The organism is Hymenobacter sp. BT559 (assembly GCF_017571525.1).
Taxonomy (GTDB): Bacteria; Bacteroidota; Bacteroidia; order Cytophagales; family Hymenobacteraceae; genus Hymenobacter; species Hymenobacter ginsengisoli.
In genome coordinates, this window is the sequence record NZ_JAGETY010000005.1 from 47,579 (window position 1) to 65,064 (window position 17,486).

Here is a 17,486-nt window from a genome sequence, read left to right on the forward strand (position 1 = left end):
TGATAGCATCATGCCTACTGTAGCTACCACGGCCCCGGCGCCCACCCGCCCGGCCACCGGCCAGCCCACCAAGTCGATTGTCATTATCGGGGCGTTGTTTTTCATCTTCGGCTTCGTCACCTGGCTCAACTCGGTGCTGATTCCGTACCTGCGCATTGCCTGCGAGCTGACCAACTTCGAGGCCTACCTGGTCACGTTTGCCTTCTACATCTCGTACCTGGTGATGGCTATTCCCTCGGCCTGGGTGCTGAAGGCCACCGGGTTTAAGAAGGGCATGTCGCTCGGGCTGCTGGTGATGGGGGTGGGGGCATTGCTTTTCGTGCCCGCGGCGCTCACGCGCACCTACGGGCTATTCCTGCTAGGGCTGTTTGTGCAAGGCACGGGGCTAGCGGTGCTCCAAACGGCGGCTAACCCCTACATCACCATCCTAGGCCCGCGCGAAAGCGCCGCCAAGCGCATCAGCATCATGGGCATCTGCAACAAGGTGGCTGGGGCGCTGGCGCCCATCGCGCTCGGCACCGTAGCACTCAAGGATGCCGATGCCCTGGTAAAGCGCCTGGGTAGCCTCAGCACGGCGGCCAAGGCCGCTGAACTCGACGCCTTGGCCGCCCGCGTAATCACGCCCTACCTGCTGATGCTGGCTGTGCTGCTGGTGCTGGCCGGGCTCATCTACTTCTCGTCGCTGCCCGAAATAGACACCGACCACGAAGACGAGAGCGTGGCGGCCGCTAACACCTATAAGTCGAGCATTTTTCACTTTCCGCACCTGCTGCTAGGGGCGCTAGCCATGTTTTTTTATGTGGGGGTCGAGGTAATTTCCGGCGACACCATCATCAGCTACGGTGCCTCGCAGGGTATTGTCCTGGCTACGGCTAAGTTTTTCACCACGTGCACGTTGGTAGCCATGATAGTGGGCTATGGCGTGGGCATTGTGGCCATTCCGCGGTTTATCTCGCAAGAAAAGGCCCTGCAGGTTTCAGCCATCCTGGGGGTGATGTTTGCGCTGGGCGCATTGTTCACCCACAGCTACCTATCAGTACTCTTTATCTCGCTGCTGGGGCTAGCCAACTCGTTGATTTTCCCGGCTATTTGGCCGCTGGCTATTGAGGGGCTTGGGCGCTTCACCAAGCTGGGCTCGTCGTTGCTCATCATGGCCATTGCCGGCGGCGCGGTGCTACCGCCGCTCTACGGGCTGCTCGCCGACCATTCTTCGCCACAACATGCTTATTGGCTGGTGATTCCGTGCTACTTGTTTTTGCTGTTTTACGGCACGGTCGGGCATAAAGCCCGGCGTGCCTAGGGGTTGTTTTAGTGGGGCATCCCGCCCACATGTTTTTTCGAATGACAATATTTCGTTACCTGCTTTTACTGCTCACGCTAGCCAGCATTTCTCCGCTGGCCGCGCAGCAGCGCTATGAGCTGAACAGCGGCTGGCAGGCCATGCCCATTGCCAAAGTGCCAGCTGCTGGAGCGCAGCTCTCGCGGCCGGGCTACGCGCTCACGGGCTGGCTACCGGCCGTGGTGCCCGGCACGGTGCTCACCACGCAGCTGGCCAACAAGCAAGTGCCCGACCCCTTCTTCGGGATGAACAACGAGCGCATCCCGGACATTTACCGCACCGGGCGCGACTACTACACCTACTGGTTTGTCAAAGATTTTCAGGAGGCACCCGCCGCTGGCGATGGGCAGGTGTGGCTGCACTTGCGCGGCGTGAACTACAGCTGCGAGGTGTTTTTGAATGGTCAGAAGCTCAACAAGCAGACGCACCACGGCATGTTTCTGCGCCAGGCCTACAACATCACGCCCTACTTGGCCAAGGACGGCCGCAACCGCCTGGCCGTAGTGGTGTACCCGCCCGACCCCGTGGGTAACCCCAACGGCGGCCAGGGTGGCGACGGCACCATTGCCCGCAATGTGAGCACGCAATACACGGCCGGCTGGGACTGGATTCGGCCCATCCGCGACCGCAATACCGGCATCTGGGACAAGGTGACGATTGAGAAAACGCGGGCTATCAACCTCAAAAACCCGCACGTCATCACCCGCGTGCCGGGTGTGCGCCTGCCCGATGGCCCCCAGGCCCCCGCTAGCCTCGACGTGACGGCCGAGCTGGAAAACCCGACCGCCAAAGCCGTGGCCGGCACCCTGCAATACACTATTGCGGGCCAGCTGGTGAAGCAAGCCGTGACGGTGCCTGCGCATGCCACTAAGCTGGTGCGCATGCCCGCTCACACGCTGGCTAGCCCCCGGCTGTGGTGGCCTAATGGCTACGGGCCGCAAAACTTGTACGCGCTGAAGATGCAGTTCCTGACGGGCGGCAAAACCGTTTCGGATGAAGAGAACCTGCAAGTGGGCGTGCGCCAATTAGGGCACGTCTGGAATGAGCACACTCAGAGTATGCAGGTGCTGCTCAATGGTCAGAAAATCTTCGTGAAGGGCGGCAACTGGATTATTTCTGACGCCATGCTGCGCTTCACGAAGGCGCGCTACGATGCCGAAATCCGGTTTCACCGCGACATGAACCTCAACCTCATCCGGATATGGGGCGGGGCGCTGGTAGAGCGGCCCGAGTTTTACGAAGCCTGCGATAAATACGGCCTGCTCGTGATGCAGGACTTCTGGGTGTCGGGCGACGCCAATGGCCGCTGGGTAGACCCCCAGAAGCTGGAAGACCAGTGGACCCGCCGCCAGTACCCGAACGACCACCGGCTGTTTATCAACTCGGCCGCCGACCAGATAAAAATGGTGCGCAACTACGCCTCGCTGGGCATCTGGTGCGGCGGCAACGAAATCACTCCGCCCCACGATATTCTCACGGCGCTGCAAGACTCGCTCTTGCCCCGGCTCGATGGCACGCGGTGGTTTATCCCGTTCTCCAACGCCGACAGCATGTCGTTCAACAACCAGGGCGGCAACGGCGACGGGCCGTATGGCATTCAGCCCATCAGCCAGTTTTGGGCGCACCGCACCTACCCCTTCAACTCGGAGGTAGGCTCGGTGGGCGTGGGCGATGTCGAGTCGCTTGAGCGCTTCCTGCCCGCGGCCAACCTCGTGGCTCCGCGCTACCTGGGGGCTAGCAGCAAGCCCACCGAGCAGGTCGACTCCATGTGGACTTACCACACCTACATCAACTACGAGCAGTACCTGCTGCCCTACGGCGCGCCTAGGAACATTAAGGACTTCGGCCTGAAGGCCCAGCTCGTGAACTACGACCAGTACCGCGCCCTCATGGAAGGCTTCAGCTCGCACATGTGGGACTGGTACACCGGCAGCATCATCTGGAAAACGCAGAACCCCTGGACCGCCATGCGCGGGCAGATGTACGACTACTACCTCGACCCCAACGCCTGCCTCTACGGCCTGCGCTCCGGCAGCGAACCGCTCCACGTGATGTATAACCCGGTAGATAGCATGGTGATGATTACCAATAACTTGTTTCGGGCGAAGCGCGACCTGATGTTGGTAGTCGATGCTTATGACATGGCCGGCAAAAAGACCAACATCACGCAGGTAATAGTAGAGGCCGGGCCGTCGATGTCGAAGAAATTCCTGCCCATCAACAGCGTCGTGAAGCAGCTAGGCCAGCAGAAAGGCCTGTTCCTATCACTACAGCTGCAAGACCTGCGCAAGCAGGTAGTCAGCAATAATTTCTACTGGCTACCCGACGGCCGGGGCGAGTACTCGGGCCTGCAAAACATGCCGAAAACTGCCGTGCGCGCCACCGCCCACCAAACGGCGCTCGGCAAAATTGCCGTGACGCTCACCAACCCGAGTGGCGCGCCGGTGGCCTTCTTCAACCGCCTCGCCCTGGTGAACCCTAGCACGCAAAAACGCATCCTCCCGGTTTTCTATACCGACAACTACGTGTCGGTGCTGCCCGGCGAAAGCAAAACCGTTGGGCTCGACTACACCCCGGCGGCCGGCCAGCCCGCGCCCGTGGTATCGGTTGAGGGCTGGAATGTAGACAAACTCCTATTGCCCGTTGCGGGCGCCGCCACCAAGTAATATCCTGGCTTTTCCCACCCTAGCACTACATATTTATGACGCGAAAAGGTCCATCCTTGGCTTGGCCGGCTGCCGTGATAGGGGCTGGCCTGCTTGCCCTGGCGGTGGCGGCCCGCCCGCCGCTACCCCTGCTGTCGCTGGCTTTCCCCAGCTCGCCCACCCCCAATTCGGCTGCGTCTAGCTCGCCCGGGCCTAGCGCTGGGCTCACGCAGTACGTAGACCCTTACATCGGCACTGGGTTTCACGGCCACGTATTCCTGGGCGCCAACGTGCCGTTTGGCGCAGTGCAGCTAGGGCCGGTAAACCTGTCGGAGGGCTGGGACTGGTGCTCGGGCTACCACTATTCCGACTCTACCATCGTGGGTTTCTCGCACACCCACCTCAGCGGCACCGGCATCGGCGACCTGGGCGATGTAGCCGTAATGCCCACTACCGGCGCGGTGCGCGTGCGCAAGGGCACCCTCAAAAACCCAGAGCAGGGCTTCGTATCGCTGTTTTCGCACAAAGAGGAGCGCGTGCGGCCCGGCTATTATTCGGTGCGGCTAAAGCGCTACGACATCAGGGCCGAGCTAACGGCTAGCCCCCGGGTCGGCTTTCATCAGTACACCTTCCCCAAGTCTGACGCGGCGCACCTCGTCATCGACTTGCAGCAGGGCATCGGCTGGGACCTGGCCACCGATACCCACATCGAAAAGCTCAACGACAGCACCCTGGTAGGCTACCGCTTTTCCAAGGGCTGGGCCGTGAAGCAGCGCCTCTACTTCGCGGCGGTTTTCTCGAAGCCCATCAAGCAGTTTACTAGCGTGCAGGTAACTGACTCGTTGGGTAATACCGCCCCGGCTGCTACCGGCAACCGCATCAAGGGCGTGGTCACTTTTGCGACCCTAGCTGGTGAAAAAGTAAAGCTGAAAGTGGGCATCTCGCCCGTAAGCACCGCCAATGCGCAGGCCAACATTCGGGCTGAAATACCGGGCTGGAACTTCGAGAAAGTAGTAGCTGCCGCCGATGCCGCCTGGAACCTGGAGCTGCAAAAGGTCCGTATTCAGGCCAGCGACGAGCGCAAAAAGACGTTCTACACCGCGCTCTACCATACCATGGTGGCGCCCTCCGTCTTCAATGACCGCAACGGCGACTACTGGGGCACCGACGAAAAAGTGCACAAAGGGGCCAAGTTTACCAACCTCACCACGTTTTCGCTCTGGGATACCTACCGGGCGGCGCACCCGCTGTTCACACTCTTGCAGCCGCAGCGCGTGAATGACATGGTAAGCACGATGCTGGCCATCTACCAGCAGCAGGGCAAGCTGCCCGTGTGGCACCTCATGGCCAATGAAACCAACTGCATGGTGGGCTACAGCGCCGTGCCGGTAGTGGCCGACGCCTACCTCAAAGGCTACAAGGGCTTCGACGCCAACCTAGCCTTTGAAGCCATGAAAGCAACCGCCATGCGCGATGAGTCGGGCCTGAAAGACGTGAAAGCGCTAGGGTTCATTCCGGCCAATAGTGAGGTGGAAAGCGTGTCGAAAGGCCTCGAATATGCCGTGGATGACTGGTGCATTGCGCAGATGGCCAAGAAGATGGGCAAGCAGGTTGACTACGCTTACTTCAGCAAGCGGGCCAAAAACTACCAGAACTACTTCGACAAGCACGTCGGCTTCATGCGCGGGCGGGTGTCGCAAACCGAGTGGCGCACGCCGTTCAACCCGTTTGCGTCGGTGCACATGAAAAGCGACTTCACCGAGGGCAACGCCTGGCAGTACACCTGGCTGGTGCCGCAAGACGTGGAAGGGCTGATGGCGCTGCTAGGGGGTGAAAAGCGCTTCACCCAGAAGCTCGACTCGCTATTTGTGGTGCAGGGCAACATGGGCTCCGAGGCTTCGCCCGACATTTCGGGGCTCATCGGTATGTATGCGCACGGCAACGAGCCGGGCCACCACATCACCTATCTCTACAGCTACGCCGGCCAGCCCTGGAAAACGGCTGAGAAAGTCCGCTTCATCACCGAAAACTTTTACACCACCAAGCCCGACGGCATCATCGGCAACGAAGACGTGGGGCAGATGTCGTCGTGGCACGTGTTTTCGACGCTGGGTTTCTACCCCCTCAACCCCGCCAATGGCGCCTACGTGTTTGGCAGCCCATCAGTAGACCAGGCCGTTATCACCCTGGCCGGCGGCAAAACACTCACGATAGAGGCGAAGAATAACAGCCTGACCAACAAATATATCCAGCGCGTAATGCGCAACGGCCGGCCCTACACCAAGTCCTACATCACCCACCAAGACTTGCTACAAGGCGGCCAGCTCGTGTTCGAGATGGGCCCCCGGCCCAGCCCCACCTGGGGCGTGGCCCTGGCCGACCGGCCCCGGTCGGTAATGCCTTGAAAACAGGGGCTAGCAAGTAATCAATATTTTCTACCAGCAATGAGCAATTCGCTTGCTTTATACTGAGCAGGCAACTATTTTTAGGCCAGATAATTACCGGTTGGCTTTCAGGTTAAAGCCAACCCTTGGTCAAGGACCAGGAAGCGAGGTATTTTGCAAGCCTAGTAAAAGGTTTTAGCGCCAGGTGGTCAATGGGTTAGCTTGCTGTTGCTAAATAAGCCCGGTCTTTGTCTCCATAGACGGCAACCTGAACAATTAGGAATTCATAATTTTGCTGCGAATAGGTACATACTCAGTCTGCTAAGTATTCTTTTGTAATCAGCAACCACCTTTCTCTCACTTCTTAACCCACCCAAATTTCTTCAGTCACTTCACCCCATGCACCATGAGACAAACCCTACAATTGCTTGTGCTCCTCCTGCTGCTTAGCCACGGCTACAGCTATGCCCAGGCGAGCAAAATTTCGGGCCGGATTACCAATGCCACCAACGAGCCCCTCATTGGGGTGAGCATCGTGGTAAGCGGTACCACCCAAGGTACTACGTCGGACGTAGACGGCAACTACACCCTCACGGCGGCCGATGATGCCTCGCTGGTGTTTTCGTACGTGGGCTACGTGAGCCAGACGGTGGCCGTGAAGGGCCGCTCGTCTATCAACATCATCATGGCCGTTGATAATAAGCAGCTTGGCGAAGTAGTAGTGACGGCGCTAGGTATCAAAAAAGACGAACGGAAAATCGGTTACTCGGTGACCAAGGTAGACGGTGGCGCCCTGTCGGTAGCCCGCGAAACCAACGTGGCAACCTCCTTGCAGGGCCGCGTAGCCGGCCTGAACGTGGGCAGCACCAGCGGCGGCCCGGGCTCGGCGGCCCGCCTCAACATCCGGGGCGTTACGTCGTTTTCGGGCACCTCGCAGCCGCTCATCGTTATCAACGGCGTGCCGATGGATAACACCGTGCGCGGCAGCTCGGGCGAGTGGGGCGGGGCCGACCTCGGCGACGGTATCAGCAACATCAACCCCGACGACATCGAGACGATGACGGTGCTGAAAGGCTCGACGGCTTCGGCCCTCTACGGGGCGCGTGCCGCCAACGGCGTTATTCAGATTACGACCAAATCGGGCCTGCGCAACAAAACCACCATCGAGTACAACACCAACTACCAGCTCGACCACGCGGTAGATAACCGCAATTTCCAGACTGTGTACGGCCAGGGCAGCCAGGGCCTGCGGCCCACCGACCAGGCTTCGGCCATTATCTCGGGCAATACGGCCTGGGGTCAGAAGCTGGATGGCGCGCCCACCGTGGGCATCGACGGGCAGACGCACCCATACTCGCTGGCGGGCGACAACTTCCACCAGTTTTACCGCACCGGTACGTCCTGGACCAATACCGTAGCCGTTTCGGGCGGTGGTGAGAAAGGCAATTATCGTCTCTCGCTCTCCAACCTCGACAACAATTCGATACTGCGCAACAGCGGGCTGTCGCGCCGCACGGCCACCTTCACCACGGCCTACGACCTGACCAAGAAGCTGAGCTTCAACCTGTCGCTTAACTATATCGACCAGGAGGACAAGAACCGCCCGCAGCTGAGCGACTCCCCGCTGAACGCCAACAACATCCTGTTCTTGTCGCCCAACATCGACCAGTCGATATTGCAGCCTGGCTATGATGTGAATAAAAATGGGTTGGAAACTGCCTGGAACTCGGATAGCTATGCCACCAACCCGTGGTTTGTGGTAAATCAGTACGTCAACAACCTGTCGCGCAAGCGTTTGATTGGCGTGGTATCAGCCAAGTACGCGTTCACCGATTTCCTCTCGCTGATGGCGCGCACGGGCTACGACTATTCCAGCGACCGGCGCTTCAACGTGACGCCCTACGGCACGCTCTATTCATCGGCTGGTGAAGGAGGACTCGACAACCTGACCCTGGGCACTCGCCTGGAAATGAACAGCGACGCTTTGCTGTCGTTCAACAAGCAATTCACGCAGGACATCACCGTGAGCGCCAGCGTGGGGGGCAACTACCGCTACAACCGCTTCGAAAGCAGCCGGTTGTATGGTGGGCAGTTTATCGTTCCTTACCTGTACACGCCCACCAACCTGCGCAACCGCAACCTAGAATACCAGTTCACGGAACTTGTAACGCCTTCGGCTTATTATACTGCCGACTTCACTTACAAGTTCTTGACGCTGAGCACCACCGGCCGCTACGACCGCTTCTCGACGCTGCCCAATGGCAACCGCAGCATTTTCACGCCTTCGGTGTCGGGTAGCTTCGTTTTCTCCGACCTGCTGCAATCGTCGGTGCTGAGCTACGGCAAGCTGCGCGCCTCGTATGCCAAAACCAGCGGTGAGCCGGCTAACCCCTACCAGACCAACTTCTACTACAACATCGGCAACCCCATCAACGGTACGCCGCGCGCCAGCTTCGATTCGCGCCTGCCCAATGCCAACCTGCGGCCGTTTAGCCTGCGCGAATTTGAGGTGGGTACCGAGTTGCGGTTCTTCAACGGGCGTATTGGCGTAGATGTAGCCTACTTCGACCGCCAGACCAACGGTGAGATTGTGGGGGCCTCCACGTCGGTGGCTTCCGGCTTTGAGAGCCGCTCGGTAAACCTGGGTGCTACCCGCAACCGCGGTGTGGAAGCCTTGCTGACCGTAGTGCCGATAAAGCGCGGCTCCTTCACCTGGACGTCTTCGCTGAACTTTACCAAGCTGAAGAACGAGGTGCTGGACATCGACCAGTCGGCTACGCCCACGCCGCTGCAAACCGGCACGTACCGCCCGATGAACGCCAACATCTCTATCGTGAAGGGCCTGCCCATCGCGCAGATTATGGCCTACGACTACAAGCGCGACGCTAGCGGCAACATTATAGTAGGCGCCAACGGCGTGCCGCTGCGCGGCAACCTCACTCCTATGGGCTCGGGCATTGCCAACCTCTACGGCGGCTGGAACAACGATTTCAACTACCACGGGGTGAACCTGTCGTTCCTGGTTGATTTCCGCTTCAACAATAAAATCCTGTCGGCTACCGAATACTACTCCTACGTTCGTGGCCAGAACCAAGCTACCCTGAACGGCCGCGAAACCGGCGTAGTAGCCACTGGCGTGACGGAAACCGGCGCGCAAAACAACGTTTCGGTGCCAGCTTACATTTACTACCCACAGCTGGCGGCCAACGTGTCGACCCTGTCGGTGCTCGACGGCAGCTTCATCAAGTTCCGCCAGGTGGTGCTAGGCTACACCTTCAACCAGAGCGTGTTGTCGCACACGCCCTTCCAGGATATCACGCTGTCGCTGGTGGGCCGCAACCTGTTCACCATTCTTAAGCACACCGACAACATCGACCCCGAGAATACCATCTCGCCGCTGGTGGCCTACGCTGGCGTAGAAGGTGGCTCGCTGCCCTTCGCCCGCACCTACGGCGTGACCCTCAACGTGAAATTCAAATAAGCAACGCTATGAAAAAGCTCATTCCATTTATTGCGCTGGCGGCCGTGCTAGGGGGTTCTTCCTGCTCGGAGAAGTACCTCGACCAGATAAATACCAACCCCAACGCAGCCTCGGCCAATAACCTCGACCCCAACTACCTGCTCACCGACGGCGAACTCACCTTTGCCAATACTGGCTATGGGCAGCTGCTGTATCCGTCAACGTCAATTCAGGGCCTAGCCAGCACGTTCAACTACTACGGCAACGGCGACAAGTACGTGAACGCCGGCGGCTTTACGGGCTATCAGGCGCTCGTTTTCAACCAGGGCTACACCGCCCTAAGCCGCTTGCAGCAGGCCATCAGCGTGGCGAATACGCAAAGCGCCACGCGCTACGCCAACGTTATCGCCATCAGCAACATTATGAAGGTGATGATATTCCAGCGCATCACCGACACGTATGGCGACGTGCCCTTCACGCAGGCCGTGCAGGCAGCTGCGGGTATCGTAACGCCGCAGTACGACAAGCAGCAGGACATTTACCCGGCTCTGCTGACCCAGCTCGATGCCGCCATTGCCAGCCTGAACACCACGGGCGTCAAGGCTAGCGGCGACTTGCTCTACGGCGGCGATATCACCCAGTGGAAAAAGCTCGGCTACTCGCTGATGGTGCGGGTGGCTATGCGCATGACCAAGGTGAACCCCGCGCTGGCTAAAACCTATACCGAGAAAGCCGCTGCCGGGGGTACCATGACGGGCACCGCCGACAATGCCATCGTGAAAACCGACATTGCCTTCGGCGACACGCAGAACGCCACCACCAACGCCCTGCTGACGACCGACGACTTCCGGGAAGTGAAGTGGAGCAAAACCCTTATCGACTACCTGCGCACCAGCAATGACCCCCGGCTAGGGGCTATTGCCGAGATACCGCAGCCCGGCGCCGGCAACAACGCCAACCAGGCACTGCCCGGCGACAACACGCCCAGCCTGCAGCGCGGCCTGCCCAATGGCTATGACCAGACGGGCGGGGCTAACGATATCCACAAGCGTGCCGACTATCCCGGCCCCACGGGCAGTGGCAACGACGTGGCCCCGCTCGGCAACTACTCGCGCCCCCGGGTGCAAGTATATATCCAGCGCAATGCCCCCATCTACCTGCTGACCTACGCCGAAACCGAATTCTTGCTGGCCGAGGCAGCTACCCGCGGCTGGAGCGTGGGCGCCACTGCCGCCACGCACTACGCCAACGGCCTGCGCAGCGCCCTGGAGTCGCTGGGGCAGTTTAATACGAACGCTACGGTGGCCCCGGCCGACATCGCCACCTTCGTGGCGGCCAACCCGCTGAGCACCGCCAACGCATTGCAGCAGATAAACGAGCAGTACTGGGTGGAAACCTGCACCACGTTTAACTTCCTGGAGGCGTGGTTCAACTGGCGCCGCTCGGGCTACCCCGTGCTGACACCCGTGAACTACCCCGGCAACGTGACCAACGGGACGATTCCGCGCCGCATGATTTACCCGGCCACTGAAATCGGCAACAACCCTGCAGGCTACGCAGCGGGGGTGGCGGGCCTGGCCGGTGGCGACCTGCTCACCTCGCGCGTGTGGTGGGATAAATAAGCCTGCCGTGCTCAACAGCTAAGTGGGGCTTTATTCCGGGCAAGCCTGGGGTAAAGCCCCACTTTTTTATAAACGTCGGCCAGTTCCTTGCTATTCATGAAACCACTGTTACCAATTTGCGCTGGCCTGGGGCTAGCGGCGCTGGGCAGCTTGCCCGGGCACGCCCAAACGCCCTTTCAGGGCTTGGAAAACTTATTTACGCCCCCGCTGGGCTACGTGGTGCAGCACACCAGCCAGCCCCTGGCGATGGATGGCAGCCTGCAGGAAAGCGACTGGCAAAAAGCTCCTTGGACCACCGATTTCGTCGATATTGAGGGCGCGACTAAGCCCCGGCCCACTTTCCAAACGCGGGTGAAAATGCTCTGGAATGACTCGACGCTGTTCATTGCCGCCACCTTGCAGGAGCCGCAGCTTTGGGCCTACCAAACGCACCACGACGATATTATTTATAAGGATAATGACTTTGAGGTCTTTATCGACCCCGACAATAATGCGCACCAATATTTTGAGGTGGAAGTAAATGCGCTAAACAAGATATTCGACCTATACTTGCCCAAGCCCTATCGCGACAAGGGCGACGCCCTCATCAGTTGGGATGTGGCCGGTCTGCGCTCGGGGGTGGCCCTAGCGGGTACCCTCAACCAGCCGCACGACCAGGACCAGGGCTGGACCGTCGAAATGGCCATTCCGCTGAAGGCCGTGCGTATGGGCTTTCCGTGGCAGCCGCCCACCGAGGGCACGCTGTGGCGCATCAACTTCTCGCGGGTGGAGTGGGACACCAAGGTGGCCGGCACCCAGAATGTGAAGCTGCAAGACGCCGCTGGCAAAGACCTATCCGAGCACAACTGGGTGTGGTCGCCGCAGGGTGTCATCAACATGCACTGCCCCGAGCGCTGGGGCTACCTGCAGTTTACGCGCCGGGCCGGCACCACCTGGCAACTGCCGGTGGCCGAGCTGCGCAAGCAGTATTTGTGGCTGGTGTACTACCGCCAGCAGCAGTACAAGCAGCGCACCGGCCACTACGCCGCTAGCCTGGCCGAGCTTCGGGTAGCACCCCAAATGCAGGTGGCGAAGCAAGCCAACCAGCTGGCACTGGCCGCCACGCCCTACCAGTTTACGGCTATCCTCACGGCGGCCGGGCAGCCCACCATCCGCCTCAACGACGAGGGCCTGGTTGAAACCCTGAAGCCATAGCGTAGCATTTGCCTAGCGCAACGGGGCTGGTCCGCAGCCGGCTGCTGCGCAAGAAGATAAATGCGCAGGTAGTATCTTTTAACCAGCAAAGCTCAAGGCGTTGCGCCCGTTTTTCTGCATAAGTTCTTTTACGCTGGGTTTACGTATGATTAACCGCTATTTCAGAGCTAGTTGCCTGGCTGTATTGGCCTTGCTGGGGGCTAGCCCCGCTGGGCTGGCCCAGACCCAGCAGCCACTGTTCAGCCTGCTCACTCCCCAGGAAACGGGCATCGCGTTCACCAACACCATCAGCGAGAACGAGGCGTTAAATATTCTGTCCTACGAGTACTTCTACAACGGCGGCGGCGTAGCGGTGGGCGACGTGAACGGCGATGGCCTGCCCGACCTGTTCTTTACCGGCAACATGCGGCCCAACAAGCTGTACCTCAACCAGGGCGGCTGCAAGTTCAAGGACGTGACCGACCAGGCTAGCCCCTTGCTGGCGGGCCGCAAGGATGGCTGGAAAACCGGCGCCACGATGGCCGACGTGAACGGCGACGGCCGCCTCGATATCTACGTGTGCTACTCGGGCAAAAAGGCCGACGACGTGCGCCGCAACCAGCTGTTTATCAACCAGGGCGACGGCAAGTTCACGGAGCAGGCCAGCCAGTACGGCCTCGATGACCCCGGCTACAGCACCCAGGCTGCCTTTTTCGACTACGATAATGATGGCGACCTCGACATGTTTTTGCTCAACCATAACGTCAAAAAGATTGACAATATGGAATTTGCGCGCCACAAGGATGAGGTGGACGTGCTGGCCGGCAACAAGCTGTTTCGGAACGACAACGGGCACTTCGTGGACGTGTCGCGGGCGGCGGGCATCGTGCAGAATCCACTCACGTTTGGGCTGGGCATTGCCGTGGCCGACATCAATAAGGACGGCTGGCAGGACGTGTACGTCACCAACGACTACAACGAGCCCGACTACCTGTACCTGAACAACAAGAACGGCACCTTCACCGACCACTCGCAGCAGATGCTGCGCCACCACTCGCAGTTTTCGATGGGCGTGGATATCGCTGATTTCAACAACGATACGCAGCCCGACATCTTCACCCTCGACATGCTGCCGGCCGACAACCACCGCCAGAAGTCGCTGCAATTGCAGGAAAACTACGAGCTGTTTGAGTTGCAGCAGCAGCAGGGCCTGTACCCACAGTACATGCGCAACATGCTGCACCTCAACAACGGCGACGGCACGTTCAGCGAAATCGGGCAGCTGGCCGGCGTGGCCAAAACCGACTGGAGCTGGTGCCCGCTCATCGCCGATTTCGACAACGACGGCTACAAGGATATTTTCATCAGCAACGGCTACCTGCGCGACTACACCAACAAGGATTTTCTGCGCTACTGGGGCGATTACAAGATTAAAAAGGCGATGGCGAGGGAGCCATTTTTGCTGATGGACCTCGTGACGGCCATGCCCGCCACGGCTATGCCCGACTATATCTTCCGCAACGAGCACAACCTGACTTTCGCCAACAAGCAGCAGGAGTGGGGCCTGAACCAGACCAATATGTCGAACGGCGCCGTGTACGCCGACCTCGACAACGACGGCGACTTGGACTTGGTGGTGAATACTATCAACCAGCCGGCCAGCCTTTACCGCAACCACGCCAGCGAAGCGAACCACACCAGCTATTTGGCTTTCAAGCTGAAAGGCCCTGGTCTGAACACCCAGGCCGTGGGCGCCAAGGTGTACGTGTACACGCCCGGCCAGGCACAGTATCAGGAGCTGAACCCTAGCCGCGGCTACCTCTCGTGCGTGTCCACGACACTGAATTTTGGGCTCGGCACCAGCCAGCGGGCCGACTCGGTGCGCATCATTTGGCCCAACCAGACCACCCAACTGCTCACCAACGTGAAGGCTAACCAGCTGCTCCAGCTAAGCGGCCAGCCCAAGGACCGGCCCTACGCCCTAGCCCCGGCGGTGCCCAAAAAGGTGTTCCGGCCCGCCGCGCCGCTGTTCGATTTCAAGCCTGAGGAAGTGGCCCTTAACGACTTCAAGCGCCAGGTGCTCATGCTGTTCATGTACTCGAAAACGGCGCCGGTAATGACGAAGGCCGACGTGAACAAGGACGGCCGTGACGACCTGTTCGTGAGCGGCGGCAAGGACGAGGTAGGCAAGCTCTACCTCCAGCAGCCGGGCGGCAAGTTCACCGAGGCGCCGCTAGCGCGCAGCACCAGCCGGCCGGCCGGCACGGTAGCGGCCGCCACGTTTTTCGACGCCAACGGCGATGGCTACCCTGACCTCTACCTGGCCAAGGGCGGCTACGCGCTCTACGAAGCCGGGCAGGAAGACTTGCAGGACGAGTTGTACCTCAACGACGGCCACGGCCGCCTGTCGCTAGCCCCCGCCGGGCTGCCGGTGCTCACGGCAGGCAGCAAAAGCTGCGTGCGCGCCGCCGACGTGGACCAGGACGGCGACCTCGACCTGTTCGTGGGCGGGCGCGTTATCCCCGGCCGCTACCCGCTAGCCCCGCCCAGCTACCTGCTGCTTAATGACGGCCACGGCGCCTTCACGGCCGCGGCAGTGCCCTTCGCCCAGGCCGGCATGGTGACCGACGCGCAGTGGGTAGACCTCAACAAAGACAAGCGCCCCGACCTCGTGCTGTGCGGCGAGATGATGCCGCTAACGGTGTGGGTCAATACGCCGCAGGGCTTCAAAAACCAGACTACCGACTACTTCGCCAGTCCCCAGCCGGGCCTGTGGTTCAGCCTGCACGTGGCCGACGTGAACGCCGACGGCCAGCCCGACATCGTGGCCGGTAACCTCGGCCTGAATAGCCCGCTGCGGGCCAGCGCCCAGGAGCCGGCCTCGCTGTACTACGCTGATTTTGATGGTAATGGCTCAATCGACCCGTTCTTCAACTTCTACATGGACGGCAAGAGCTACCCCTACGTGAGTCGCGATGAGCTCAACGACCTTATCTACCCCATGCGCCGCCGCTTCACCTCGTACAAAGCCTACGCCGACGCCACGATGGCCGATATCTTCCCCGCCGATGAGCTGGCTAAGGCCAGCAAGCTGGAAGCTACCGAGCTGCGCACCATGTTGTATCTCAACACTAAGGGTAAATTCGCGCCCGCCGAACTGCCAGTAGAGGCGCAGTTCTCGGTGGTGACCCAGGTGCTGAGCGGCGACTACAACCACGACGGCCACCCCGACCTGCTGCTGCTGGGCAACCACACCGACAACCGCCTGAAAATGGGCAGCATCGACGCCAGCTACGGCTGCCTGCTGGCCGGCGACGGCCGGGGCCGATTCCGCTACGTGGCGCAGCCGGCGGCGGGTATTTGCGTGGTCGGCGACGTGAAATCGGCCAGCGAGATTACCGTGGGCCGCCAGCCCTACCTGGTGGTGGGCGTCAGCAGCGGCCCCGTGCAGTTTTACCAGGAAGAAGTTTTTCAGCCGCTTTCGCGATGACGTTTCGTACTGTTTGGCTAGCCCTGGTGCTGCCCCTGCTAGCTCACCGCGGCGCCGCCCAGGCCCCGCGCCATGCCGCGCTGCCCGACCCTAGCAAGGCGCTCGATGCCATCAATATGACGATGGTGCACGACGTCATCAGCCCGCCCTCGGCGGCGCGCTACTACGCCTACTGCATGCTGGGGGCGCACAGTATCGTGGCCGCGCACAACAAGACCCTGCCGGCCCCGAAGCAGCTGGTCCGGAATTTCACTGCCGACCTGCGGCTCGATACCGTGCGGTCGCCCTACGACTACCAACTAGCCGCTTACTACGCCATGCTCGAAACCGCCCGTCTGTTGCTGCCCTCGGGCGAAAACCTGGCTGAGGAGCAGGCTGCTTTCGTGCAGAGCCTTACCAAGCAAGGGCTAAGCCCCGCCGTGCTGAGCCAATCGATAAGAGTGGCGAAGTTGGCTGCCGCGGCCGTGATAAAATTCTCCAAGACCGATAATTACGGTAAGCTGAGCGCGCTCAAACGCTATACACCGATGCGCGCTGAGGGCAACTGGTACCCCACGCCGCCGGCCTACATGGAAGCCGTGGAGCCCAACTGGAAAACCATCCGGCCGCTGGTTATCGACTCGGCCAGCCAGTTTCGGACCGCGCTGCCGTGCGCGTTCAGCAAGGACACAGCTTCAGTCTTTTACCGGCAAGCGCAGGCTGTGTACCGGGTAGGCAAGCAGCTGAGCCCCGAGCAGGTGCAGATAGCGCAGTTCTGGGACTGCAACCCGTTTGCCATCAACACGGCGGGCCATATGTCCATCGGCTTTAAGAAAATTAGCCCCGGCGGGCATTGGATGAACATTGCGGCCCTGGTGGCCCGGCAGCGCAAAGTAGGCTTCGACAAAACAGTGTACGTGCTTTGCGCCGAAGGTATTACGCTAATGGATTCCTTCATCAGCACCTGGGAAATGAAGTACGCCACCAACCGCATCCGGCCCGAAACATACATCAACAAATACATGGACGTAAAGTGGCAGCCTTTCCTGCAAACGCCGCCCTTTCCAGAGTACACCAGCGGCCACGCGGTAGTATCCAACGCCTCTGCCGAAGTGCTGACCTACCTGCTGGGCGACAAAATTGCCTACGTCGATGACACCGAGATTCCGTTTGGCAGCGGGCAGCGCGCCTTCTCATCTTTCCGCCAGGCGGCGGCCGAGGCGTCAGTGTCGCGCTTCTACGGCGGCATTCACTACATGGATAGCATCGAGCAAGGCAATGAGCAGGGCCGCAAAATCGGCCGCTACATTGTGGCCAGGGTGCTAGCCCCCAATAGCAGGGCCAAGACTGGCAAAAGCCAGGCAGTGCTTCGCAAGCTGGGGCCAAGCCGCTAA

The 17,486-nt window shown here is 60.2% G+C and carries 8 protein-coding genes; all 8 read left to right on the forward strand.

What is annotated here, in order from left to right:
• Nucleotides 1–10 precede the first annotated feature (10 nt).
• The 8 genes from J4D99_RS08335 to J4D99_RS08370 all read left to right on the forward strand — a co-directional run bounded on the left by J4D99_RS08335 (nt 11) and on the right by J4D99_RS08370 (nt 17,486).
• The gene (locus J4D99_RS08335) at nt 11–1,300 is read left to right on the forward strand and encodes a sugar MFS transporter (protein ID WP_208131255.1); all 1,290 of its coding nucleotides are present in this window, start codon (nt 11–13) and stop codon (nt 1,298–1,300) included.
• A 41-nt stretch (nt 1,301–1,341) separates the two neighbouring features.
• On the forward strand, nt 1,342–4,005 hold the full coding sequence (locus tag J4D99_RS08340; protein WP_208131256.1) for a glycoside hydrolase family 2 protein: 2,664 nt from the start codon (nt 1,342–1,344) through the stop codon (nt 4,003–4,005).
• Between the two features lie 35 nt (nt 4,006–4,040).
• On the forward strand, nt 4,041–6,389 hold the full coding sequence (locus J4D99_RS08345) for a GH92 family glycosyl hydrolase (RefSeq protein ID WP_208131257.1): 2,349 nt from the start codon (nt 4,041–4,043) through the stop codon (nt 6,387–6,389).
• Nucleotides 6,390–6,774: 385 nt separating this feature from the next.
• Nucleotides 6,775–9,849, forward strand: coding sequence for a SusC/RagA family TonB-linked outer membrane protein (locus tag J4D99_RS08350; RefSeq protein ID WP_208131258.1), 3,075 nt, complete (start codon nt 6,775–6,777; stop codon nt 9,847–9,849).
• Nucleotides 9,850–9,857: 8 nt separating this feature from the next.
• Nucleotides 9,858–11,450 (forward strand): SusD/RagB family nutrient-binding outer membrane lipoprotein, encoded by a 1,593-nt coding sequence (locus J4D99_RS08355; protein ID WP_208131259.1) that lies wholly within the window; start codon nt 9,858–9,860, stop codon nt 11,448–11,450.
• A gap of 96 nt (nt 11,451–11,546) precedes the next feature.
• The gene (locus J4D99_RS08360; protein WP_236018582.1) at nt 11,547–12,644 is read left to right on the forward strand and encodes a carbohydrate-binding family 9-like protein; all 1,098 of its coding nucleotides are present in this window, start codon (nt 11,547–11,549) and stop codon (nt 12,642–12,644) included.
• 145 nt (nt 12,645–12,789) lie between these two features.
• Nucleotides 12,790–16,113, forward strand: a complete 3,324-nt coding sequence (locus tag J4D99_RS08365; protein WP_208131260.1) for a VCBS repeat-containing protein — start codon at nt 12,790–12,792, stop codon at nt 16,111–16,113.
• Nucleotides 16,110–17,486 carry a vanadium-dependent haloperoxidase gene (locus J4D99_RS08370; RefSeq protein WP_208131261.1) on the forward strand — a complete coding sequence of 459 codons (1,377 nt, stop codon included), beginning with the start codon at nt 16,110–16,112 and terminating at the stop codon, nt 17,484–17,486. Before J4D99_RS08365 ends, J4D99_RS08370 begins: the two co-directional genes overlap by 4 nt.